Source organism: Ketogulonicigenium vulgare WSH-001, from assembly GCF_000223375.1.
GTDB lineage: Bacteria > Pseudomonadota > Alphaproteobacteria > Rhodobacterales > Rhodobacteraceae > Ketogulonicigenium > Ketogulonicigenium vulgare.
Genome location: NC_017384.1, coordinates 734877 through 756318, shown reverse-complemented (window position 1 = coordinate 756318; position 21442 = coordinate 734877). Strand labels below are relative to the sequence as shown.

The 21442-nt window shown below is 62.1% G+C and carries 20 protein-coding genes and 1 tRNA gene; 13 read left to right on the top strand and 8 right to left on the bottom strand.

The features are described from left to right. Window positions 1-15: 15 nt before the first annotated feature. The 6 genes from KVU_RS03745 (at window position 16) to KVU_RS03725 (ending at window position 3655) form a co-directional block, all read left to right on the top strand. Window positions 16-507, top strand: coding sequence for an acyl carrier protein (locus KVU_RS03745; RefSeq protein WP_014537625.1), 492 nt, complete (start codon window positions 16-18; stop codon window positions 505-507). Further along, window positions 507-1112: a hypothetical protein gene (locus KVU_RS03740; protein WP_014537624.1), complete on the top strand. Its 606-nt coding sequence runs from the start codon at window positions 507-509 to the stop codon at window positions 1110-1112. The genes KVU_RS03745 and KVU_RS03740 overlap by 1 nt, the downstream gene beginning before the upstream one ends. Next, a complete protein-coding gene (locus KVU_RS03735) occupies window positions 1109-1501 on the top strand; it encodes a hypothetical protein (RefSeq protein ID WP_013384003.1) in 393 nt (130 codons plus the stop codon). Before KVU_RS03740 ends, KVU_RS03735 begins: the two co-directional genes overlap by 4 nt. Continuing rightward, window positions 1501-2145 carry a hypothetical protein gene (locus tag KVU_RS16220; protein ID WP_014537623.1) on the top strand — a complete coding sequence of 215 codons (645 nt, stop codon included), beginning with the start codon at window positions 1501-1503 and terminating at the stop codon, window positions 2143-2145. Before KVU_RS03735 ends, KVU_RS16220 begins: the two co-directional genes overlap by 1 nt. Continuing rightward, entirely contained in the window at window positions 2142-2390 is a 249-nt protein-coding gene (locus tag KVU_RS03730; protein WP_013384002.1) for a helix-turn-helix domain-containing protein, read from the top strand. Before KVU_RS16220 ends, KVU_RS03730 begins: the two co-directional genes overlap by 4 nt. 179 nt (window positions 2391-2569) lie before the next feature. Beyond that, the gene (locus tag KVU_RS03725) at window positions 2570-3655 is read left to right on the top strand and encodes a tyrosine-type recombinase/integrase (RefSeq protein ID WP_013384001.1); all 1086 of its coding nucleotides are present in this window, start codon (window positions 2570-2572) and stop codon (window positions 3653-3655) included. Window positions 3656-3685: 30 nt separating this feature from the next. On the opposite strand, the gene KVU_RS03720 is transcribed toward KVU_RS03725, so the two are convergent. The 5 genes from KVU_RS03720 to KVU_RS03700 form a co-directional block, all read right to left on the bottom strand. Further along, a tRNA-Ser gene (locus tag KVU_RS03720) sits at window positions 3686-3775 on the bottom strand. Between the two features lie 82 nt (window positions 3776-3857). Next, window positions 3858-4985: a peptide chain release factor 2 gene (prfB, locus tag KVU_RS03715; protein ID WP_013384000.1), complete on the bottom strand. Its 1128-nt coding sequence runs from the start codon at window positions 4983-4985 to the stop codon at window positions 3858-3860. A gap of 66 nt (window positions 4986-5051) precedes the next feature. Further along, window positions 5052-7565: a penicillin-binding protein 1A gene (locus KVU_RS03710; protein WP_014537622.1), complete on the bottom strand. Its 2514-nt coding sequence runs from the start codon at window positions 7563-7565 to the stop codon at window positions 5052-5054. A gap of 66 nt (window positions 7566-7631) precedes the next feature. Next, window positions 7632-8825, bottom strand: a complete 1194-nt coding sequence (locus tag KVU_RS03705; protein ID WP_014537621.1) for an N-acetylmuramoyl-L-alanine amidase — start codon at window positions 8823-8825, stop codon at window positions 7632-7634. After that, window positions 8822-9970 carry a pyridoxal phosphate-dependent aminotransferase gene (locus tag KVU_RS03700; RefSeq protein WP_014537620.1) on the bottom strand — a complete coding sequence of 383 codons (1149 nt, stop codon included), beginning with the start codon at window positions 9968-9970 and terminating at the stop codon, window positions 8822-8824. Before KVU_RS03700 ends, KVU_RS03705 begins: the two co-directional genes overlap by 4 nt. 133 nt (window positions 9971-10103) lie before the next feature. On the opposite strand from KVU_RS03700, the gene KVU_RS03695 reads away from it, so the two are divergent. Then, entirely contained in the window at window positions 10104-10877 is a 774-nt protein-coding gene (locus KVU_RS03695) for a DsbA family protein (protein ID WP_013383996.1), read from the top strand. Window positions 10878-10890: 13 nt separating this feature from the next. Here KVU_RS03695 and ispG read toward each other — a convergent pair whose 3' ends face one another. From ispG to hemA, 3 genes are all read right to left on the bottom strand, one after another. Next, complete coding sequence (gene ispG / locus KVU_RS03690) at window positions 10891-12012, bottom strand: flavodoxin-dependent (E)-4-hydroxy-3-methylbut-2-enyl-diphosphate synthase (RefSeq protein WP_013383995.1); 1122 nt, start codon at window positions 12010-12012, stop codon at window positions 10891-10893. A gap of 88 nt (window positions 12013-12100) precedes the next feature. Then, window positions 12101-13309 (bottom strand): helix-turn-helix domain-containing protein, encoded by a 1209-nt coding sequence (locus tag KVU_RS03685; RefSeq protein ID WP_013383994.1) that lies wholly within the window; start codon window positions 13307-13309, stop codon window positions 12101-12103. 108 nt (window positions 13310-13417) lie between these two features. After that, a complete protein-coding gene (gene hemA, locus KVU_RS03680; protein ID WP_013383993.1) occupies window positions 13418-14641 on the bottom strand; it encodes a 5-aminolevulinate synthase in 1224 nt (407 codons plus the stop codon). Window positions 14642-14878: 237 nt separating this feature from the next. Between hemA and KVU_RS03675 the strand changes: the two genes are divergently transcribed. From KVU_RS03675 to KVU_RS03650, 6 genes are all read left to right on the top strand, one after another. Beyond that, the gene (locus tag KVU_RS03675; protein WP_013383992.1) at window positions 14879-16273 is read left to right on the top strand and encodes a M20/M25/M40 family metallo-hydrolase; all 1395 of its coding nucleotides are present in this window, start codon (window positions 14879-14881) and stop codon (window positions 16271-16273) included. Window positions 16274-16311: 38 nt separating this feature from the next. Continuing rightward, window positions 16312-17697, top strand: a complete 1386-nt coding sequence (radA, locus tag KVU_RS03670; protein WP_013383991.1) for a DNA repair protein RadA — start codon at window positions 16312-16314, stop codon at window positions 17695-17697. 23 nt (window positions 17698-17720) lie between these two features. Further along, window positions 17721-18308, top strand: coding sequence for a CvpA family protein (locus KVU_RS03665; protein ID WP_014537618.1), 588 nt, complete (start codon window positions 17721-17723; stop codon window positions 18306-18308). Window positions 18309-18427: 119 nt separating this feature from the next. Further along, on the top strand, window positions 18428-19903 hold the full coding sequence (gene purF / locus KVU_RS03660) for an amidophosphoribosyltransferase (protein WP_013383989.1): 1476 nt from the start codon (window positions 18428-18430) through the stop codon (window positions 19901-19903). 81 nt (window positions 19904-19984) lie between these two features. Then, window positions 19985-20785 (top strand): 5'/3'-nucleotidase SurE, encoded by an 801-nt coding sequence (surE, locus tag KVU_RS03655; RefSeq protein WP_013383988.1) that lies wholly within the window; start codon window positions 19985-19987, stop codon window positions 20783-20785. Then, entirely contained in the window at window positions 20782-21417 is a 636-nt protein-coding gene (locus KVU_RS03650; RefSeq protein WP_013383987.1) for a protein-L-isoaspartate(D-aspartate) O-methyltransferase, read from the top strand. Before surE ends, KVU_RS03650 begins: the two co-directional genes overlap by 4 nt. The last annotated feature ends 25 nt before the right edge of the window (window positions 21418-21442 follow it).

Sequence of the window (21442 nt, the reverse complement as noted above, 5' to 3'; positions counted from 1 at the left end):
TATTTCAAGCCTGACGTGCTGGAGCGGTTGGCGCTGATCCGGTTTCTCATTTCCATTGGGGTCGGACTGCAAGACATTTGGTTCATCCTGCAGGATCTGGACACCAGCCGCTCGCTCGAGCGCACATTGCACCAGCACCGCGATAAGGTGGCCGAGGCCTATGAGCGCCTACACCAGCTCGCAATGGACGCACATGCAAAGGCATTAACCGCTGCCCAATTGCTGGCCGGTGCTAACCCGTCCAACCTATTCAATACCCACAATTCCAGCGCGGTGAAGCAACTGGCCGCACTGGTCAGCAGCAAAATGCTGGCCGAGGTCACATCGGCGTCGGAACTGGTGGCCGACCTTGGCCTGACGCCTGACATGCTCGCACAGCTTTACCTGCTGATCGAGAACCGTTTCGGCGTCCAGCTGCCCACGGGCGTCCGCGAAACCGTCCGCACGGTCGGCGGGATTGAGGCCGTGATCCAGCATCTAACCAACCAGAATGCGGAGGCAGCATAATGCGCGATCACGCACCGACCGCGCAGGATCCGCGCACGACGAATGAGGCCCAAGCGCCAAACCCTTACAACCTCGCACCCGAACGCCTGCGCGGCGAAGCGCTGGCTGCCGAGGCCAAACAGCCGGTCGCGGCCCGCGAGGTTTCTACCGACCGCGCCGATGTGCTGCAAGTCGCTGGCGAACTAATTGGCCAACGCCGCGATAACCGCGTCGAGGCCATGCACCATGCCGGCCTGACCATTCGCGCCATGCAAAAGCGAATTGACGAGTTGACCAAGCCGCACATCAATCACTGCACAGAATGCGACGGCCACGGCCAAGTTATTGGTTGGCTGTGCGACGAGGATTGCGCCGCCTGCGACGGCACCGGCAAGATTCCAATTACCCAGGTGCCAGCCGCCGCAGATACCAAAATGGTGCCGACACGCGACCAGATGAAAGCCGAGATTGACCGGCTGAAAGCGCAACTGAAACCGGCGCTGGAAGCCTGTCAGGTCATCGATGCCATCGTCATCGCTGGCTACGACAACTTCCGCGACATGGTTATGCACATGCTGGAGGCGGTTGAGCCTTCCCGCGCAGCCCTGGAAGGATCGCAGGAATGAGCGCCGATCTGTTGATACGTCTTAATGGGGCTGAGCGCAGGGCCAAAGCGCTGATGAATTTCCTTGGCCTCAAGGGATCATCGAGCACCACATTGCTATGGATGGTCGACTGCTGCAACGACTCTGCCGCCGAGATCACCCGCCTTCGCGCTGAACTGGCCGAGGCGCGCGAGGTCAAGTCGCTTGCTTGGGGACCGCGCAATGACGAGGACGCACACCCCGACGAACTAGTTGCTGGTGACTATGCAATTTGGGCGGAACGGCACCAATTCGAGTTGCTGTTTTGGTCGATACCGATTGGCCGCTTTGGTGCTCTGCGGGATGCGCAGGCATTCGCGAACTCCCACCACACGTCCCGAATCCTTGCAGCCCTGAAAGGCGGTGCATAATGCGCGTCCTCATTGGCTGCGAAACATCGGGCGTGATGCGCCGCGCATTCTCCGAGCTTGGACACGACACTTGGTCTTGTGACCTCCTCCCCGCAGATGACGGCAGCAACCGCCACATCCGTGGTGATGTTCGTGACCACTTGGGCGACGGCTGGGATCTGCTGATCGTCGCGCACCCGCCGTGCACTAGGCTTTGTAACAGCGGCGTCCGCTGGCTGCATAACCCGCCACCTGGACGCACTCTAGCGGATATGTGGCGCGAGCTAGACGAGGGCGTGGCGCTTTTCACGACATGCTGGCGAGCCCCAATTGATCGGGTCGCCGTGGAAAATCCAATCATGCACCGACATGCTCGTGAAAGGATGCCAGCGAACCTGCCGCGCCCACAGATCGTGCAGCCATGGTGGTTTGGGGATCGGGCAAAGAAGGCCACGGGCTTTTATTTGCGGGGCCTGCCCCGGCTGAGCCCGACTGACAAGCTAACGCTGCCGCCGACTGGCAGCGACGAGGCGAAGCGATGGGAGGCCGTGCATCGCGCGCCGCCCGGTCCCGATCGCTGGAAATTCCGCAGTCAAACATTCGCGGGCATTGCTCGAGCGTGTGCGTCACAGTGGGGCGGATACGCCTTGGAGGCGGCAGCATGAACTTGATCGACCGCCCCTTCCGCCGCGAAGCTCATGCCTGCCGCATCGACGGCATGATCAAAATAACCGGCGGCGCGATCTCGCAGCGCCAGCTGGCCGAGCGCCTAAAGATCCATCGCGCCACAGTCCGCAGCATCCTGAAAGAGCGGAACTGGTTGCGCCGGATCGACCGCCCACACCCATCGGCAAACCTCGCTGCGTTCAATGCGCGCAGGCAGGGGTTTGCTGAGCTGAACTTTGATTGAGAGGATCAAATGACAGTATCCACTCCAACCCAAGCAGCTATCAAGCGCGGCATTGCTGCGCTTGAAGGCGCAGGAAAGCCGGTCATAGCGCTGCGCATCATGCGTGATGGTAGCGTAATGATCCTTGCAACAGACACACAAACAGACTTAGCGTCCGAACCCGAAACCGGAGAGGACGCATGGGACAAAGCTATAGGGGCAGCGTAGTGACGCTTGAAGGGATTAAGACGGTGGTACGGAGGGGAAAGACCTATCGCTACTTTCAGCGCCGAGGCTTTCCTTTGGTGAAGCTGCCGGACTTGCCGATGGACGATCCAGCCTTCCTAAGGGCCTACGCAGAAGCAAAGTCCGCCAACCCCGAGAAGTCACCAGCAGCCGCTGGATCTTTTGCAGCGTTGGTGCGAGCTGCGCTAAAGTCAGACCATTATAGCCAATCGAAACTAGCTACCCGCGCCATGTTCCGCCGCCATTGCGATGCGCTGGTGGAAGAATTCGGCGAGCTTCCCGCGCGGGGACTTAGATCGCGGCATATCCGGGCAAACCTTCCGAAAAGCACTTCACAAGGCCACCGACTTCGCACTTGGCGCTTCCTCTGTAGTTTCGGGGTGGCGACCAATCTGCTGGAGCGCAACGAGGCGCTCGACGTCGCCATGCCTAAGGCAAAGAGCAAAGGCGGCCACCCACCATGGACGCAGGATGAAATCGCAGCTTTTCGCACACGCTGGCCAATGGGATCAGCAACACGTGCTGCCTTCGAGCTTCTGCGCTTTAGCGGCGCGCGGATCAGCGATGCTGTTCGCCTTGGGCCGGGAATGGTGCGTGGTGGCGTGCTGACATATCGGCAGGTTAAGACTGACGGTCCGGCACATATTCCATGGTCGTGCCCCCTACCTGATTTCGCAGCGCACCTTTCCGAAGACCGGGCCATCATGCACCACGCCCTCGAGGCACTTGCGGGTCAGATGACCTATCTAGATGCACGCGGCAAAGCCCGGTCGGAAAAATCTCTCGGAACGATGATACGCGAGGCTGCGATGGAAGCTGGTTTTAAGAAAAGCGCGCACGGGCTGCGCAAAAGCCTCGCCACCGAATTGGCAGAGGGCGGTGCCACGGCGCACCAGATTAGCGCTTGGACGGGGCACGAAACACTGAAAGAGGTCGATCACTATACCAAGTCAGCTGACCGTCGCCGCGCCGTTGTCGGAACGGAACAAGATCAGAACATTGGAAAACATTCTGGGCAAATGTGGAAAACGCGAAATTAACTACGCGTTTTCAGTATCTTATAGGGATAATGGCGGACAGTGAGGGATTCGAACCCTCGAGACGGTCTCCCGCCTACACACTTTCCAGGCGTGCGCCTTCGACCACTCGGCCAACTGTCCAACGCGTTTCTCTTGCGCGAGAAGCGCGATATTTGCAAGGGGTTATCCAGCGGAAACCCGCAAGAAAACCCTAGGCTTAAACTCAATCTTCGGCATTCGCCTCGGCGCGGCTTTTGCCCGAGACATCCATCGCCAGCGTCGCGGCCATGAAACCGTCCAGATCGCCGTCCAGCACGCCTTGGGTGTCCGAGGTCTCGTGCGAGGTGCGCAGGTCTTTCACCATTTGGTAAGGCTGCAGCACATAGGATCGGATCTGGTTGCCCCAACCCGCACTGCCCTTGGACTCATGCGCCTCGTTGATGGCGGCGTTGCGGCGGTCCAGCTCGATCTGATAGAGGCGCGATTTCAGTGCCTTCATCGCGATATCGCGGTTCTGGTGCTGCGACTTTTGCGAGCTGGTCACGACGATGCCGGTCGGCAAGTGGGTGATCCGCACGGCCGAGTCGGTGGTGTTCACGTGCTGGCCGCCCGCGCCCGACGAGCGATAGGTGTCGATGCGGATATCTTTGTCCTGCACCTCGATCTCGATATTGTCGTCCACCACCGGATAGACCCAGACCGAGCTGAACGAGGTGTGGCGACGCGCCGCAGAATCGTAAGGCGAGATGCGCACCAAGCGGTGGACGCCCGATTCCGATTTCAGCCAACCATAGGCGTTATGGCCGGAAATCTTATAGGAAACCGATTTGATGCCCGCCTCTTCGCCGGGGCTTTCCGATTGCATTTCAACTGTATAGCCCTTTTTCTCGGCCCAGCGGACGTACATCCGCGCCAGGATCGAGGCCCAGTCGCAGCTTTCGGTGCCGCCCGCGCCCGAGTTGATCTCGAGGAAAGTGTCGTTGCCATCGGCCTCGCCGTCCAGCAGCGCCTCGATCTCTTTCTTGCCGGCGACATCGCGCAGGGCGCGCAGCGCAGCCTCGGCCTCGGCGACGACATCATCATCGCCCTCGGCCTCGCCCATCTCGATCAGCTCGATATTGTCGCGCAGGTCACGTTCCAGCGCGTCGACATTGCTGATCTTGTCCAGCAGCACCTGACGGTCGCGCATCAGCTTTTGCGCGGCCTCGGGGTTGTCCCACAGCGTCGGATCTTCAACGCGGGCGTTGAACTCTTCCAGCCGATAGGATGCCGTCTCACGGTCCATCCGCTGGGCCACCAGCGTGATAGATTTTTCAATGGCGGCAATGATATCTCGCGTTTCGCTACGCATGGCTGTCCCGGTGTATAAGAATTGGAGCCGCTTCTAGACCGGCAGGGGCGATCAGTAAAGCCACCCTTAGTAAAGACCGCCCGAGGTCACAGTCCCGAACGAGGCATTATCGCCGACCGTCGCAGCGCCGCCCGACGAGTTGGTGACATTGCGCGAGGCGGCAACAACTTCGTCCACCAGTGGCAGGTCCGCCGACATCGCAAAACCGCCGTCAAAGGTGATGCCGAACACCGGCTCTTCGCCCGCACGGAAACATTCCGCCTGTACATTCGGGCCGCTGGCATCGGGGCCAAGACGCGCACCCGAAAAGCGGTCGATATTCATAAAGCGGCAATCGGCAGGAATATGGAACGGGCCGCCGCCATATTCCTCGATCGCGGCGGCCATGGCGCGCTGGAACACGGGGCCGCAGGTGCCGCCGCCCGATACCGAACCCATCGGCTCGGGCGTGTCATAGCCGATATAGCAGCCTGCGACGATGTTCGACGAATAGCCGATGAACCAGACGTCTTTCGCGTCATTGGTGGTGCCGGTCTTGCCGGCGATCGGCACCGGCAGGTTGATCGAGCTGCCCGTGCCGCGCTGCACCACGCCCTGCATCATCGAGGTCAACTGATAGGCCGTGACCTCGTTCATGATCCGCTCGCGTTCCGAATGGATCGTCGGGCTGACACCGGCTTGCAGCGTCGGCAGGGTGCAATCCAGACATTCGCGCTGGTCGTGGCGATAAATCGTGCGGCCATAGCGATCCTGCACGCGGTCAACCAGCGTCGGCTCGACCCGCTCGCCGCCATTGGCGAACATCGCATAGGCCGCCACCATGCGGTAAAGCGTCGATTCCTCGGACCCCAGCGAGGCGGCCAGCACCGGGTTCATCGTGTCGTAAACGCCGAACCGCTCGGCATATTCGGCGACCACATCCATGCCGACTTCCTGCGCCAGACGAATGGTCATCAGGTTGCGCGACTGTTCAATCCCCGTGCGCAGCGGCGTCGGGCCATAAAAGCGGTTCGAGGCATTTTGCGGACGCCACGGGCCTTGCGGGGTCATAATTTCGACCGGCGCATCCACGACGATCGTGGCAGGCGTATAACCGCTATCCAGCGCCGCCGCATAGACAAAGGGCTTAAAGCTAGAGCCGGGCTGACGGCGCGCTTGGGTCGCGCGGTTAAACACCGAGGATTGATAGGAAAAACCGCCCTGCATGGCCAACACGCGGCCGGTGTTCACGTCCATCGCCATGAACGCGCCCTCGACCGCGGGCACCTGACGCAACGTCCAGCGCACGAATGCGCCGCTACTGTCGTTCGTCATGCGGCGCACCAGCACTACATCACCGGCGGTGAAATTGTCATGGAAATTGCCGCGCATCCATTCGATATCCGCGCGCGGCACGACGGGCGTTTCGGCATCGTCCAATGCCACGCCCTCGATCCCCAGTCGCAACTGGCTATCCTCGACCGCCAGCACAACGGCAGGCAGCCACGGGCTATCCAGCGCAATATCGCGCGGCACATCGGTCGCGGTCAGCGCCGTGCGCCACAGGACTTCATCGCCCAGCAGCGCCGGATCGATCACCTGCCCCGTGCCATGCCAACGCCCGCGACCACGATCATAGGTTTCCAGCGCGCGCTGCAGCGCCAGCGCCGCGACATCCTGCAATTGCGGGTTCACAGTGGCGCGGATCGACAGACCGCCGTTAAAGAACTGATCCTCGCCGAACGAGCGCGACAGCTGACGGCGGATTTCATCGGTAAAGTAATCGCGCGGCGGACGGGCGGTACGGAAGCTTTCGATATCGCCGGTCTGCACGGTGCGCAAAGGCTCGGCCATGGCGGCGTCAAAAGCGGCCTGATCGATATGGCCATCGGCCAGCATCCGGCGCAGCACATAACCACGGCGCGAAATGGCGGCATCGTGGTTGGTGACGGGATGCAGGCGGCTGGGGCTTTGCGGCAGGGCGGCAAGATAGGCCACTTCGGCCACTGTCAGCGCGTCCAGCGATTTGTTGAAATAGGTCTGCGCGGCAGCGGCCACACCGTAAGAGTTCTGACCCAGGAAAATCTCGTTCAGATAAAGCTCTAGGATCTGGTCCTTGGACATGACCTGTTCGACGCGGCTGGCCAGGATGATCTCTTTGATCTTGCGCTCGGCCTCGCGCGAGCCGTCGAGCAAAAAGACCTTCATCACCTGTTGGGTAATGGTCGATGCGCCGCGCAGCTCTCGCCCGCCCGAGCGCAGGGCCTCGACCGCGACCGCCGCCAGACCGCGAATGTCGTACCCTGGGTGGGTATAGAAATTCTGATCCTCGGCCGAGATGAAGGCGTTCTTCACAAGATCGGGAATTTGATCGGCAGGCACGAACAAACGCCGCTCATTGGCGAATTCGTCGATGATCTGCCCCTCGCCCGAATAGATTCGGCTGATGGTGGGCGGCGCGTAATTTGTCAGCGTCTCATAGCTTGGCAGATCGCGGCTATAGACAAAGATCACTGCGCCCATGGAAAGAGCGCCGAAAATCAAGGCCATAGAAACGAATGAAAAGATGCCGCCAAAGAACGAGGCGATGAAACGTAGCAAGCGCGAGCTCCCCCAGAAAGTGCAGCTGCCTTATACCCTTTGGGCAGCTTCCCGTCAAAACACCAGCTAGCGCAGCCGCAGCGGTGCCAGCGCCGCCTCGGATTGATGCCAGCTTTGCAGGCCCTGAACGATGCCCTCGATCAGCGGCTGCCGTCCCAAAACGGTATCAAGCCGCGCGCGTTCCGCCGGATTGGAAATAAATCCCGCCTCGATCAGGATCGAGGGGAAATCCGCCGCATTGAGCACCCATAAAGGCGCGCGCCTATGCGGCATCGTATTCATCTGCGCCCCCGCGCCGGACATGCTGGCGATCAGCGCAGCGGCCAGACGCTCGGATGCGGGGCCGGTCTCGCGCCGCGCCAGATCCATCAGCACCGTGGCAACACGATCATCCTGCCCCGTCAGATCGAGGCCGGCCAGCAAATCGCCGCGGTTATGCCGCTCGGCCATGTTTTCCGTCGCGCGATCCGCCGCGCGGGCCGCGAGTGTATACACGACAGCGCCCGACACCTCGCGTTGATCCACCGCATCAACATGCAGCGAGATGAACACATCCGCCCCCGCCGCGCGCGCGATGGTCATGCGTTCGGACAAAGGCACGAAAACATCATCGCTGCGGGTCAGCACGGGGGTGAAATCGCCACTGCGTTGCAGCCGATCCGCCAGCTCGCGCGCGAATTGCAGGACAAGCTGCGCCTCGATCACGCCGTCGCGCATGGCGCCGGGGTCAATGCCGCCATGGCCGGGATCGATCGCGACCACCAGCCGCCCATCGCCCGCCGCACGCGGCAGCGCCGCCGGGATCATATCCCAACCGCTGGCATTGGGGACACCGGATTCCACGCTAAACTGTGCGGCATCCGTGGGTTGCAGGGTGATATTCAACTGCGCGCGTCCATCGCCCGACGCCACCTGCATCCCCGCCCGCGCAATGCGCATCGGCTGCGCCAGATCCAACACCAGACGCGACCAGCCGGGACGCAGCCGCCCCATGCGCAAGGCCCCCTCGGGCAAATCGCGGCTGATCGCCTGCGCGCCGGCGCTGCCGAATTCGACCTCGCGAAAATCAACGACAAGGCGGCGCGGATCGTCCAGCGTGAACACCCGCCACGGCACCGCCTGCGACAGGCTGAGGCCTATGTGATCCGCACTGACCGCACTGCCCGCCGCATCCATCCGCGCCAGGCCCGCCATCGGCGCCTGCGCCAGTGCGCCCCCGGCCAGTGTCAGCAGCAGCGCAAGGGTCGCGAAGAACCTCATGTCCGCCGCCCCGCCATAAAGGCCTTGATCCGCGCGATCCCCTCAATGATGTCAGAGGTTTGCCGTGCATAGCAAAAGCGCACCCAGTGATGGCCTTCCTCGGGGTCGAAATCCACGCCGGGCGCTGCGGCAACGCCCGCCTCTTGCAAAAGCGCGGCGGTAAAGGCCAAGGCGTCATCGGTATAGGCGCTGACATCGGTATAGATATAGAACGCCCCATCAGGCGGCGCGAAATGACCAAGGCCCGCCTCGCGTAGACCGGCGATTATCAGATCGCGGTTGGCTTTATAGACGGCAAGGTTCGCGTCAAGCTCGGGCCGCGCATCCATAGACGCCAGCGCCAGCCGCTGCGCCGCATGGTTCGGGCAGATGAACATATTCTGCGCCAACCGCTCGATCGGGCGAATGTGATCCTTGGGCACGACCATCCAGCCGACCCGCCAGCCGGTCATCGAAAAATACTTGGAAAAGCTGTTGATGACATAGACATCATCGGTGACGGACAGCGCGGTCTCGGCCACTGATCCATATTCGATACCGTGGTAAATTTCATCTGAAATCAGTGAAATACCGGACGCATTGCATGTATCACTCAACGCTTGATAAGCCGCGCGATCCAGCATCGTGCCGGTGGGATTTGCGGGCGATGCGACCAACAGCCCGTCCAGCCGCAGCCCCGCCAAATCCGCAGGCACGGGCTGCATCCGGTTCTCCATCGTCGTTCGGATGCCAACGGGCTGCATATCCAGCGCGCGCAGGATCTGGCGATAGCTGGGATAGCACGGATAGCCAAGGCCGACGCGCGCACCGGTTTCAAACAGCGCATTGAACGCCAGCAAGAACGCACCCGATGCCCCCGCCGTCACCACGACACGCTGCGGGTCCAGATCGACGTTATAGACATCGCCATAATGCCGCGCGATCCGCGCGCGCAGCGCCGGCAGGCCCAGCCCCACCGTATAGCCCATTGCATCATGCTGCAGCGCGTCCCCAAGGCGCGCCAGCGCCGCCTGCGGCGCCCCGGTCGAGGGTTGACCCACCTCCATATGGATGACGTGACGGCCCGCAGCCTCTAGCTTGCGGGCGGCTTCCATCACATCCATCACGATGAACGGATCAACATCTCCACGCTGCGACAGTTTCATGGGGGCCTCTTTTGATATCTCTGCCGCAGTCTTGGCATATCCCGTCCCGCCCGGCCAGAGTGGCTTGGGAAAGATGTGATCCGAGCGGGGCTTGGCATTCAGGTCAAGCTGTGAACAATTGCGGCAAACAGTGATGGATATCCCGATGCGCCAGCCTCTTTTTGCCCTTGCCGCGACCCTTGGCCTTGCGGGCGGCCTCAGCGCACCGGCGCTGGCCTTTGACCCCGCCGCAATGACTGCGGACGAGCAGCGCGCCTTTGGCCTTGCGGTGCGCGACTATCTGCTGACCCATCCCGAGGTGGTGATGGAAGCCGTCGATGCCCTGCGCGCCAAGGAATTCACCGCCCAAGCCGATCGCGACAGCGAAATGGTCGTCGCGCTGCAGGACGAGCTGTTCAACGACGGCTATTCCTGGGTCGGCGGCAACCCCGACGGCGATATCACCATCGTTGAATTCATGGATTACCGCTGCGGCTACTGCCGTCAGGCCTTTGCCGAGGTCGAAGAACTGGTCGCCGCAGATGGCAATATCCGTCTGATTATCAAGGAATTCCCGATCCTGACCGAGGGCTCGACCCTGTCCGCGCAATTCGCACTGGCGGCCAAGCTGATCTATGGCGATGACACCTATAAGACCCTGCATGATGCGCTGATCACGCTGCGCGCCGATGCCACGCCCGAGGTGCTGGTTGACCTCGCCAATACGCTCGGCCTCGACGGCGCGTCGATCGCCACCCGCGCGGCCAGTTTCGAGGTCTCGGATATGATCGGTCGCAACCATGATCTGGCCAATACCCTGCAAATCAGCGGCACCCCGACCTTTATCCTGAATGATACGATGCAGCGCGGCTACGAGCCACTCGACAGCATGCGCGCCCGCGTCGCTGCCCTGCGCGCCGAGGGGTAAGCCAAAAGGCGGCCTATTCGGCCGCCTTCCCTGCCGCCTCGATCGAGGCCGCCTTTTGTTCGACCTGCTCGACGATGTGGTCGATCATCTGGTCGTTCGACATGCGGTGCGATTGTTTGCCCGCCAGATAGACCATGCCATTGCCGCCGCCGCCGCCGGTCCAACCGACATCGGTCATCAGCGCCTCGCCGGGGCCGTTGACGACGCAGCCGATGATCGACAGGCTCATCGGTGTCTTGATATGTTCCAGCCGCCGCTCGAGCGCCTCGACCGTTTTGATCACGTCGAACCCCTGCCGCGCGCAGCTGGGGCAGGAAATGATGTTCACGCCGCGATGGCGCAGGCCCAAAGATTTCAGCAGCTCGTTGCCGACCTTCACCTCTTCGACCGGATCAGCCGACAGGCTGACACGGATCGTATCGCCGATCCCCATCCAGAGCAGGTTGCCAAGGCCGATGGCCGATTTGATCGTACCCGACATCAGGCCGCCGGCCTCGGTGATGCCCAGATGGATCGGTGCCTCGGTCGCCTCGGCCACGGCCTGATAGGCGGCGGCAGCCAGAAAGACATCCGAGGCCTTGACCGAGATTTTGAAGTTCAGAAAATCGTTATCCTCGAGGATCTTGATATGATCGAGCGCGCTTTCCAGCATCGCATCGGGACAAGGCTCGCCGTATTTCTCCAGCAGGTGCCGCTCAAGCGATCCGCCATTCACCCCGATCCGCATCGAACAGCCATAGTCCCGCGCGGCCTTGATCACCTCACGCACGCGGTCGGCATTGCCGATATTGCCGGGGTTGATGCGCAGACAGGCCGCGCCTGCCTCGGCCGCCTCGATGCCGCGTTTGTAATGGAAATGGATGTCGGCCACGATCGGCACCGGGCTTTCGCGGCAGATTTCCTTTAGGGCGCGCGCGCTATCCTCGTCCGGCACGGACACACGCACGATATCCGCCCCAGCCTCGGCCGAGCGGATGATCTGGTCCAGCGTGCCCTTGATATCGGTGGTCAGCGTATTCGTCATCGTCTGCACCGAAATCGGCGCACCATCGCCCACCGGCACATTGCCAACCATCACGCGACGCGATTTGCGGCGGTAAATCTCGCGCCACGGACGAATGGAATTCAGTGACATTGTAGTCCTCGTGTGGCGCGGGCTGCGCCGTCACATTAATTTAAGGCCTTCGCGCCGCAGGCTCAACCACCTGCGACAGCGTCACGCATTATTGCGGTGTGACCAATTGTGCGACGCGCACCACCTCGGCCAAGGCATCGTCGCGCGACAGATCAGCGACCTGAAAGCGCCCCGTCACCGCAGCGGGCGACAGTTCGATATTCGAGGTGACCGTCCCCGCCGCGCCGACCGGGCCATGCGGCACGCCATTGACGGCCAGATACATCGCACCGGATTCGCCCACGCGCACACGCGGCGCATCGGCCATCGCGGGCACAGCATAGGTCTGGCCCGCCGACATAATGCCTTCGAACAGGATCGTGCCATCGGCGGCACTGACCCGCACCCAGGCGGGCCGCACCGCGACCAATTGCAGCGGCTCTTGCGGCGCGTCGGTCACCTGCACGCTGGGGGTGGCATCGGCGATCTGGGTAACGGCGGTTGCAGCACCGTCAACCGACGGCAGTTGCGGCCCCTGTAGCTGGGTTCCGGCAAGACGCGTCAGCGCGGTCTCTGCCCCCGGTGCGATGGCCGAGATCGGCCCGTCGCGCGCGATCAGCACCGGCAATTCCAGCGCTTGCGGGCGATAAAGTCGCGCCAGCGCATCATTGGTGGGCGCGTTCGGCGCCGCTTCGACGCTGACGGTCTGCGCCGGCGCATTGCCCGACAGCCGGTCAACGGTGGTCACGACGACCGGCGCCTGCTCGACCGGGGCCAGTTGGACGCGCTGCACCTCTTGCACGACGGCCCAGGCGCCATAGCCGAGGCCGGCCACCAGCAAAGCCAGCACGGCGATCGAGCCGATCGCGCGCGGCTCGATGCCGGAAAACATCCGCTCGCCCGCAGGAATGAACGGTGTGCGCGACGAGGTGAACATATCACCGCCGCGCCCCATGCCACGGCTTTCCTCGCGCGGGGTGGTGGTCGGGCCGACAACCGTCGCGGTCGGGCGAAAGCCCGCCTCTTTGCAAAAGGTCACAAAGGTCTGATCGGGGTCCATCCGCAGATAGCGCGCATAGGATCGCACATAGCCCGCAATAAAGCCGGGCGTGTCAAAGACCGACGGGTCGCAATTCTCGATCGCGGCGATATAGGCGGCCTTGATTTTCAGCTCGCGTTGCACGTCCAACAGGCTTTTGCCCATGGTTGCACGCTCACCGCGCATCAGGTCGCCAAGGCGCAGCTCAAAATCATCGAAGCCTTTGGCTTCGACGACCGGTTCGACCGCATTCTTGCGCCGAAAGGCCTGCCTGATCATGCAGATGTCCCGTCACTGCCTGTTATCGCGAAGGTTTGATTCGACAAACACTTCGCCCATAAGGCCGAAATATCACAGGTGAAGTAAATTTACAGCGTTCTCTTGCGATTATCCGGCCAATTCGGCGCGATTTAGCGCGCAATGCGACCACAGCGCGTCCAAAGCCCGCACCAGCGCATCCATTTCCTTGGGCCCATGCACGGGCGAGGGCGTGAAACGCAAACGCTCGGTGCCGCGCGGCACGGTCGGGAAATTGATCGGCTGGACGTAGATGCCATATTGCTCGAGCAGCATGTCCGACATCATTTTCGTATGTTTGGGGTCGCCCACGATCACCGGCACGATATGCGAGCCGTGGTCGATCACCGGCAGACCCAGCATCTTCAGGCGGGTTTTCAGCACGCTGGCGCGTTCTTGATGCAGGGCGCGGATGTCCTCGTCCTGCTTCAGATGGCGCACGGCCGCCAAGGCACCCGCGACAACCGCAGGCGGCAGCGAGGTCGAGAAGATGAACCCCGGCGCATAGGACCGCACCGCATCCATCATCTTTGCCGAACCCGCGACATAGCCGCCATGGACGCCAAAGGCCTTGCCCAAAGTGCCGTTGAAAATATCGATGCGATGCTGCAGATTGTCCCGCTCGGACACGCCGCCGCCGCGCTTGCCATACATGCCGACGGCATGCACTTCGTCGAGGTAAGTCAGCGCGCCGAATTCATCAGCCAGATCACAGATCTGCGCGATGGGGCCGAAATCGCCATCCATCGAATAGACCGATTCAAAGGCGATCAGCTTGGGCGCGGCAGGATCGTCGGCGGCCAGCAATTCGCGCAGATGGGCGACGTCATTGTGACGGAAGATGCGCTTTTCACCGCCATAGCGGCGCACACCCTCGATCATCGAGGCATGGTTCAGCGCATCGGAATAGATAATCAGACCGGGAAACAGAATGCGCAGCGTCGAAAGCGTGCCGTCATTCGCATTATAGGCCGAGGTGAACAGCAGCGCAGATTCGGCGCCATGCAGATCCGCAAGTTCGGCTTCCAGCTCTTTGTGGTAAACGGTGGTGCCCGAGATATTGCGCGTGCCGCCCGAACCTGCGCCCACCGCGTCAATCGCGCCATGCATGGCGGCGAGAACGGCGGGATGCTGGCCCATACCCAGATAGTCATTGCCGCACCAAACGGTCACCTGCTGCTTTTCGCCATCGGGGCGGTGCCAGGTCGCGTGGGGGAATTGACCCTTTTCACGCGCAAGGTCGATAAAAGTGCGATAGCGACCCTCGGTATGAAGGCGATCAAGAGCTGCATCTAGCTGGGCGTTGTAGTCCACTGGCTTGCCTTTCAGGTCTCCTGGCCCACTGTATCCAGAACAGGGCTTGGTGTGGGTCTTCCGCAGACGTCATATAAACCTGCAATCGCGTTCACAAGATAAGAATGGTTCTAATTCTGACCATCGGGGGTAAAAATTCCCTAAATCCGCACACAGAATCGCGACCACTCGACATGTCCGCGCGATCAGGGCAAGTCTTTTGGCAACCGGATTCCCAGACGTGAAAGAGATTGGCCCATGTCCACGACCCCCACTTTGCAGGATGTTCTGAACCAGATCGACACATCGCTGCCAGCCGCAACCGACCGGTTGATGGCGCTGCTGCGCATCCCCTCGATCTCGACCGATCCGGCGTTCAAGGGCGATGTGGCCAATGCCGCCGATTGGCTGGTGGACGAGCTGAACAGCCTGGGGTTCGAGGCGACATCCCGCCCCACCCCCGGCCATCCGATGGTTGTCGCCCATGCCAAGGGCGGGGCTGGCCCGCACATTCTGTTCTATGGCCATTATGACGTGCAGCCGGTCGATCCGCTGAACCTGTGGGACCGCCCCCCGTTCGAGCCTGCGCTCGAGGAGACCGAAAAAGGCACGGTGATCCGCGGCCGCGGCACCGCCGATGACAAGGGCCAGTTGATGACCTTTGTCGAGGCCTGCCGCGCCTATCGTGACATCACCGGCACCCTGCCCGGCCCGATCACCATTTTCCTTGAGGGCGAAGAAGAATCCGGCTCGCCCTCACTCGTGCCTTTTATGGTCGAGAACGCAGACGAGCTGCGCGCCGATGTCGCGCTGATCTGCGATACCGGCATGTTCGACGCCGACACCCCCGCCATCACCACGCAGCTGCGCGGGTTGCTGGGCGAGGAAATCACCATCAAAGCCGCGACGCGTGACTTGCATTCGGGTCATTTCGGCGGCGCGGCGCAAAACCCCATTCGCGTGCTGACAAAGATCCTCGCCAGCTTGCATGACGAAACCGGCCGCATCACCGTGCCCGGTTTCTATGACGGCGTGCCGGAAATCTCGAACGCTTTGCGCGCGCAATGGGAAGACCTCGGCTTTGACGACAAGGCCTTCCTTGGCGATGTCGGCCTGTCGATCCCCGCGGGCGAGCAAGGCCGCACCGTGCTGGAACAGATCTGGGCGCGCCCGACCTGCGAATTCAACGGCATCTTGGGCGGCTACACCGGCGATGGGTTCAAAACCGTGCTGCCCGCCGAAGCCTCGGCCAAAGTCTCGTTCCGCCTTGTCGGCACCCAAGACCCGCTGGCCATCCGCGAATCGTTCCGCGCGCTGGTGCGCGCCATGGTGCCCGCCGATTGCGAGGTGGAATTCCACGGCCATGGCGCATCGCCTGCCAGCGTGATGTCGACCGACAGCCAGTTGTTCGCACAGGCGCGCCAGGCGCTGACCGACGAATGGCCCCGCCCCGCCGCCTTTATCGGGGCTGGCGGCTCGATCCCGATCGCGGGCTATTTCAAGACCTACCTTGGTATGGATGCGATGCTGATCGGTTTCGGCCTCGAGGATGACCAGATCCACTCGCCCAATGAAAAATACGATCTGCGCGCCTTCCACAAAGGCACACGGTCCTGGGCGCGTATTCTTGGGAAAATCTACGGCGTTGAATAAGCGTTGAAAGATGGGGGAATCTGGGCCAAAAGGTGAACATGGCTAAAGATTCCCCCAGTTTCAAATGCACATCCTGTAACGCCCGCACCACCAAATGGGCCGGGCGTTGCGAATCCTGCGGCGCGTGGAACACCATCGTCGAAGATACCGGCCTCAGCGTCTCGGGCCCGTCCAAACAGGGCATGGGCGGGCGGCGCGGCAAGATGCTAGAGCTGACCGACCTGAAATCCATGGCCGAGGCCCCGCCCCGCACCGAGGCGGGCGTGGCCGAGCTGGACCGCGTGCTGGGCGGCGGGCTGGTCCATGCCTCGGCGGTGCTGCTGGGGGGCGATCCGGGCATCGGCAAGTCCACCTTGCTGCTGCAGGCTGCCGCGCGCTTTGCCCGCAACGGTCTAAAGGTCATTTATGTCACGGGCGAGGAATCGGCGGCGCAGGTGCAACTGCGGGCACAGCGCCTTGGCCTTGCGGACAGCCCCGTGCTGCTGGCCTCCGAATCGAACCTGCGCGACATCCTGACCACGCTCGAGGCGGAAAAGCCCGACCTTGCGATCATCGATTCGATCCAAACCGTCTGGATCGACACGATTGAAAGCCCGCCCGGTTCCGTCAGCCAGGTGCGCGCCAGCGCCCACGAGCTTGTGAATATGGCCAAAAGGCGCGGCATTTCCACCATTCTGGTCGGCCATGTCACCAAAGAAGGCGCCCTCGCCGGCCCGCGCGTGGTCGAACATATGGTCGATACGGTGCTGTATTTCGAGGGCGAGCGCGGCCACCAATTCCGCATCCTGCGCGCGGTGAAGAACCGCTTTGGCCCCGCCGACGAGATCGGCGTGTTCGAGATGACCGGACGCGGCCTTGCCGAGGTGAAAAACCCCTCGGCCCTGTTCCTGTCCGAGCGCGGCAAGCCCACCCCCGGCTCGGCCGTTTTCGCCGGGATCGAGGGCACGCGGCCCATATTATGCGAGATTCAGGCGCTGGTCTCGCCCGCGCCGCAGGGCCAATCGCGCCGCGCTGTGGTGGGCTGGGACGGGTCGCGCCTGTCGATGCTGCTGGCAGTGCTGGAATCGCGCGCCGGGGTCAGTTTCGCGGGGCTTGATGTCTATCTGAACGTGGCGGGCGGCCTGCGTGTCACCGAACCGGGCGCCGACCTTGCGGTGGCCGCTGCGCTGATGTCCGCGCGTGAGAACCACCCTTTGGGCGGGCAAACCGTCTTTTTTGGCGAGATTAGCCTATCCGGGGGGGTGCGTCAGGTGATTCAGACGGAAAACAGGTTGAAAGAAGCGCAAAAACTTGGTTTCACCAGCGCATTCTTGCCCCGCATGGCCAAACGCAGCGCGGTGCAGGGCATCGCGCTGGACGAAGTCGATGATCTGGCGGGATTTGTGACAAGCAATTTCGGCCAACCCGCCCCTCAGCGCGGTTAAAGCCATAACCGGAGACGAACCTCATGGAAGGCTTTACCATCATTGACGCGGTGGTTGCGGCAGTCATTCTGCTGTCAGCGCTTTTGGCCTATTCGCGCGGCCTTGTGCGCGAAACCCTCGCCATCGGCGGCTGGGTGGTCTCGGCGATCCTTGCGTTCATGTTCGCAGGCCAAGCCGCCCCCATCGTGCGCGCCATCCCCGTGGTGGGCGATCTGATCGCCGATAGCTGCGAATTGTCGATCATCGGCGGCGCCGGCCTGATCTTTGCCGTCGTGCTGATGATCACCGCGATTTTCACGCCGCTGTTTTCCAGCCTGATCCACCGTTCGGTGCTGGGCGGCATTGATCAGGGTTTTGGCTTTTTGTTTGGCGTGCTGCGCGGCATCCTTTTGGTCGCGGTCGCCTATTTCGCCTATCAGACGTTCCAATCGGCCCAAGGCATCGCCATGGTCGACAACAGCCGTTCGGCCCAGATTTTCGCAGGCGTCACCGAACGCTTTGCCAGCGCCGATTCCTCGGCTATGCTGGACTGGATCAATGCACAATATTCGAACCTGATCAGCAGCTGCGCCGCACCGGCCGCGCCTGAAACGCTGACTGTTCCGGGCTGACGTGCCGCCGACTTGCCCTAGTGGCGTCTTAATTGCCGCACCTATATGAACGTGACGTGACAAAGCCGCCGCCCCCCGTTAAGGGGGTGGCATGCCAGCCGCCTTTCGGAGTCCCTCCCATGACCGACCGCCGCCTGCCGCCTGCTCACCCGTTTGACGATGACAAGCTGCATGAAGAATGCGGCGTCTTTGGTGCAATAGGCGTGTCCAATGCCGCAAATTTCGTGGCCCTTGGCCTGCACGCGCTGCAGCACCGGGGTCAAGAGGCGGGCGGGATTGTCACCTACTGCCCCGATTTGGGTTTCCAGTCCGACCGTCGCATGGGCTATGTGCGCGACAACTTCACCTCGCGCGAGGTGATGGAAAAGCTGCCCGGCACCATCGGCATCGGCCATGTCCGCTATTCGACCGCAGGGGCCAAGGGCCAGACCGCGATTCGCGACGTGCAGCCCTTTTTTGGTGAATTCTCGCTGGGTGGCGCGGCGATTGCGCATAACGGCAACCTGACGAATGCTGCCGCGCTGCGCCGCGAATTGGTGGAACGCGGCTCGATCTTCCAATCCTCGTCGGATTCGGAATGTATCATCCATTTGATGGCCCGCTCGATGGGCCGCACCATCCCCGACCGGATGGAAGATGCGTTGCGCAAATGCGAAGGCGCATTCTCGGTCGTGGCGATGACCCGCACCAAACTGCTGGGCTGCCGCGATCCGCTGGGGATGCGCCCCCTCGTGCTGGGTAAGGTCGGCGACGGCTGGGCTTTGGCCTCGGAAACCTGCGCCCTCGACATCATCGGCGCCGATTTCGTGCGCGAGATCGAGCCGGGCGAGATGGTCGTCATCTCGGCCGAAAAAGGCGTCGAGAGCTTTTTCCCCTTCCGCGCCCGCGCCTCGCGTTTTTGCATCTTTGAACATGTCTATTTCTCGCGCCCCGACAGCATTATCGGCGGCCGCTCGGTCTATGAGACGCGCGAGGCCATCGGCCGCGAGCTGGCAAAAGAGGCACCGGTTGACGCGGATATCGTCTGCCCAGTGCCGGATTCCGGCACGCCCGCCGCCATCGGCTATTCGCTGCAATCGGGCATTCCCTATGCGATGGGGATCATCCGCAACCAATATATGGGCCGCACCTTTATCGAGCCGTCCGAGCAGATCCGCAACATGGGCGTGCGGCTGAAGCTGAACGTGAACCGCGCGCTGGTGCGCGGCAAGCGCGTCATTTTGGTCGACGACTCGGTCGTGCGCGGTACCACCTCGCGCAAGATCAAGGAAATGATCCTCGAGGCTGGCGCGAAAGAGGTGCATTTCCGCATCGCATCGCCGCCCACCGCTTGGCCCTGTTTCTACGGCGTCGATACGCCCGAACGGGGCAAGCTGCTGGCCGCCACGATGAACGAAGAGGAAATGCGCGAATGGATCGGCGTTGACAGCCTGAAGTTCATCTCGCTCGACGGCCTCTATCGCGCGGTCGGCGAATTGAACGGACGCGACCCGATGCGCCCGCGTTATTGCGATGCCTGCTTCTCGGGCGATTATCCCGTTGCGCCCGCAGACATGCTGGAACAAGGCTTTAAGATGAAGTCCGAAGCGGCCTGATCACGCCGCATGGCGGGCGGGCATCTTGCCTGACCCGCCGCCCTGCCTTATGACCGTCTGTAAAGTGAGTAAGGACGGTCAATGCGCATTCTGATCACCAATGACGACGGCATCAACGCCCCCGGTCTTGCGGTTTTGCAGGCCATCGCCCACGAGATCGCTGGCCCAAATGGCGAGGTTTGGACCGTCGCCCCCGCGTTCGAGCAATCGGGCGTCGCGCATATGATCTCTTACACCCACCCGACCATGATCGCGAAACTGGGGCAGCGCCGCTTTGCGGCCGAGGGCTCGCCCGCCGATTGCGTGCTGGCGGGTCTTTATGATGTGATGGAAGGTGCCCCGCCCGATCTGGTGCTGTCGGGCGTCAACCGCGGCAATAATTCGGCCGAAAACATCGTCTACTCGGGCACTGTCGGCGGCGCGATGGAGGCGGCGCTGCAACATCTGCCCGCGATAGCCCTGTCGCAATTCATGGGCCCCGCGAATATGAAACTCGACAACCCGTTCGAGGCAGCCGCCGTCCATGGCGCGCGCATCATCCGCGATCTGCTGGACAAGGCGATCTGGGACAATGCCGATTACCGCCTGTTTTATAACGTGAATTTCCCCGCTGTTGCCGCCAATGATGTCAAAGGCGTCAAGGTCGCGAAACAGGGTTATCGCCATGGTGCGGGTTTTGGGCTCGAGCCGCAGATATCACCCTCGGGCCGCAAATTCCTCTGGGTCAAGGGCGGCAAGCAGGATCTGACCTCGGGCCCCGACACCGATGGCGAGGCGAACCTGCAGGGTTATATTTCGGTGACGCCGCTGCGCGCCGATATGACCGCCCATGACACGCTCGCCGATCTACAAAGCCGCCTGAACCGGGAAGGTCACGGGTGAGCGGCGAACACGATCAGCTGATGCAATTCATCTACACCCTGCGCGCGCGGGGCGTGACGGATACACGCACTTTGCGCGCGATGGAACGTGTCGACCGCGCGCTGTTCGTGCGCCCCACCTTTGCCGATCGCGCCTATGAGGATGTCCCCCTGCCCATCGGCGCGGGTCAGACCATCTCGCAGCCCTCGGTCGTCGGCATTATGACCCAGGCGCTGGATGTGGGCGAGCGCGACAAAGTGCTAGAGGTCGGCACCGGCTCGGGCTATCAGGCCGCGATCCTGTCGCATCTGGCGCGCCGTGTATACACGGTTGACCGCCATCGCGGATTGGTCGCGGATGCCCGCGCGGTATTCGACGCCCTTGGCATTACCAATATCACCGCCTTTACCGCCGACGGCAGCTATGGCCTGCCCGAACAGGCGCCCTTTGACCGCATCATCGTCACCGCCGCCGCCGAGGATGCGCCCTCGCCCCTCTTGGCGCAGTTGAAAGTCGGCGGTATCATGGTGTTGCCGGTGGGCCAGTCCGACCATGTGCAAAGTCTGATCCGCGTGATACGTCTTGAAAACGGCTTTGATTACGAGGAATTACACCCCGTGCGCTTTGTTCCGCTGGTCGCGGGTCTCGCGTGATTTCGCTGCGAAAGAGGAAGCTATG

Coding starts and splice junctions, on each gene's coding strand:
- KVU_RS03740 (WP_014537624.1), top strand. CDS start 507: ATGCGCGATCACGCACCGACCGCGCAGGATCCGCGCACGACGAATGAG.
- KVU_RS03735 (WP_013384003.1), top strand. CDS start 1,109: ATGAGCGCCGATCTGTTGATACGTCTTAATGGGGCTGAGCGCAGGGCC.
- KVU_RS16220 (WP_014537623.1), top strand. CDS start 1,501: ATGCGCGTCCTCATTGGCTGCGAAACATCGGGCGTGATGCGCCGCGCA.
- KVU_RS03730 (WP_013384002.1), top strand. CDS start 2,142: ATGAACTTGATCGACCGCCCCTTCCGCCGCGAAGCTCATGCCTGCCGC.
- KVU_RS03725 (WP_013384001.1), top strand. CDS start 2,570: ATGGGACAAAGCTATAGGGGCAGCGTAGTGACGCTTGAAGGGATTAAG.
- prfB (WP_013384000.1), bottom strand. CDS start 4,985: ATGCGTAGCGAAACGCGAGATATCATTGCCGCCATTGAAAAATCTATC.
- KVU_RS03705 (WP_014537621.1), bottom strand. CDS start 8,825: ATGAGGTTCTTCGCGACCCTTGCGCTGCTGCTGACACTGGCCGGGGGC.
- KVU_RS03700 (WP_014537620.1), bottom strand. CDS start 9,970: ATGAAACTGTCGCAGCGTGGAGATGTTGATCCGTTCATCGTGATGGAT.
- KVU_RS03695 (WP_013383996.1), top strand. CDS start 10,104: ATGGATATCCCGATGCGCCAGCCTCTTTTTGCCCTTGCCGCGACCCTT.
- ispG (WP_013383995.1), bottom strand. CDS start 12,012: ATGTCACTGAATTCCATTCGTCCGTGGCGCGAGATTTACCGCCGCAAA.
- KVU_RS03685 (WP_013383994.1), bottom strand. CDS start 13,309: ATGATCAGGCAGGCCTTTCGGCGCAAGAATGCGGTCGAACCGGTCGTC.
- KVU_RS03675 (WP_013383992.1), top strand. CDS start 14,879: ATGTCCACGACCCCCACTTTGCAGGATGTTCTGAACCAGATCGACACA.
- radA (WP_013383991.1), top strand. CDS start 16,312: ATGGCTAAAGATTCCCCCAGTTTCAAATGCACATCCTGTAACGCCCGC.
- KVU_RS03665 (WP_014537618.1), top strand. CDS start 17,721: ATGGAAGGCTTTACCATCATTGACGCGGTGGTTGCGGCAGTCATTCTG.
- purF (WP_013383989.1), top strand. CDS start 18,428: ATGACCGACCGCCGCCTGCCGCCTGCTCACCCGTTTGACGATGACAAG.
- surE (WP_013383988.1), top strand. CDS start 19,985: ATGCGCATTCTGATCACCAATGACGACGGCATCAACGCCCCCGGTCTT.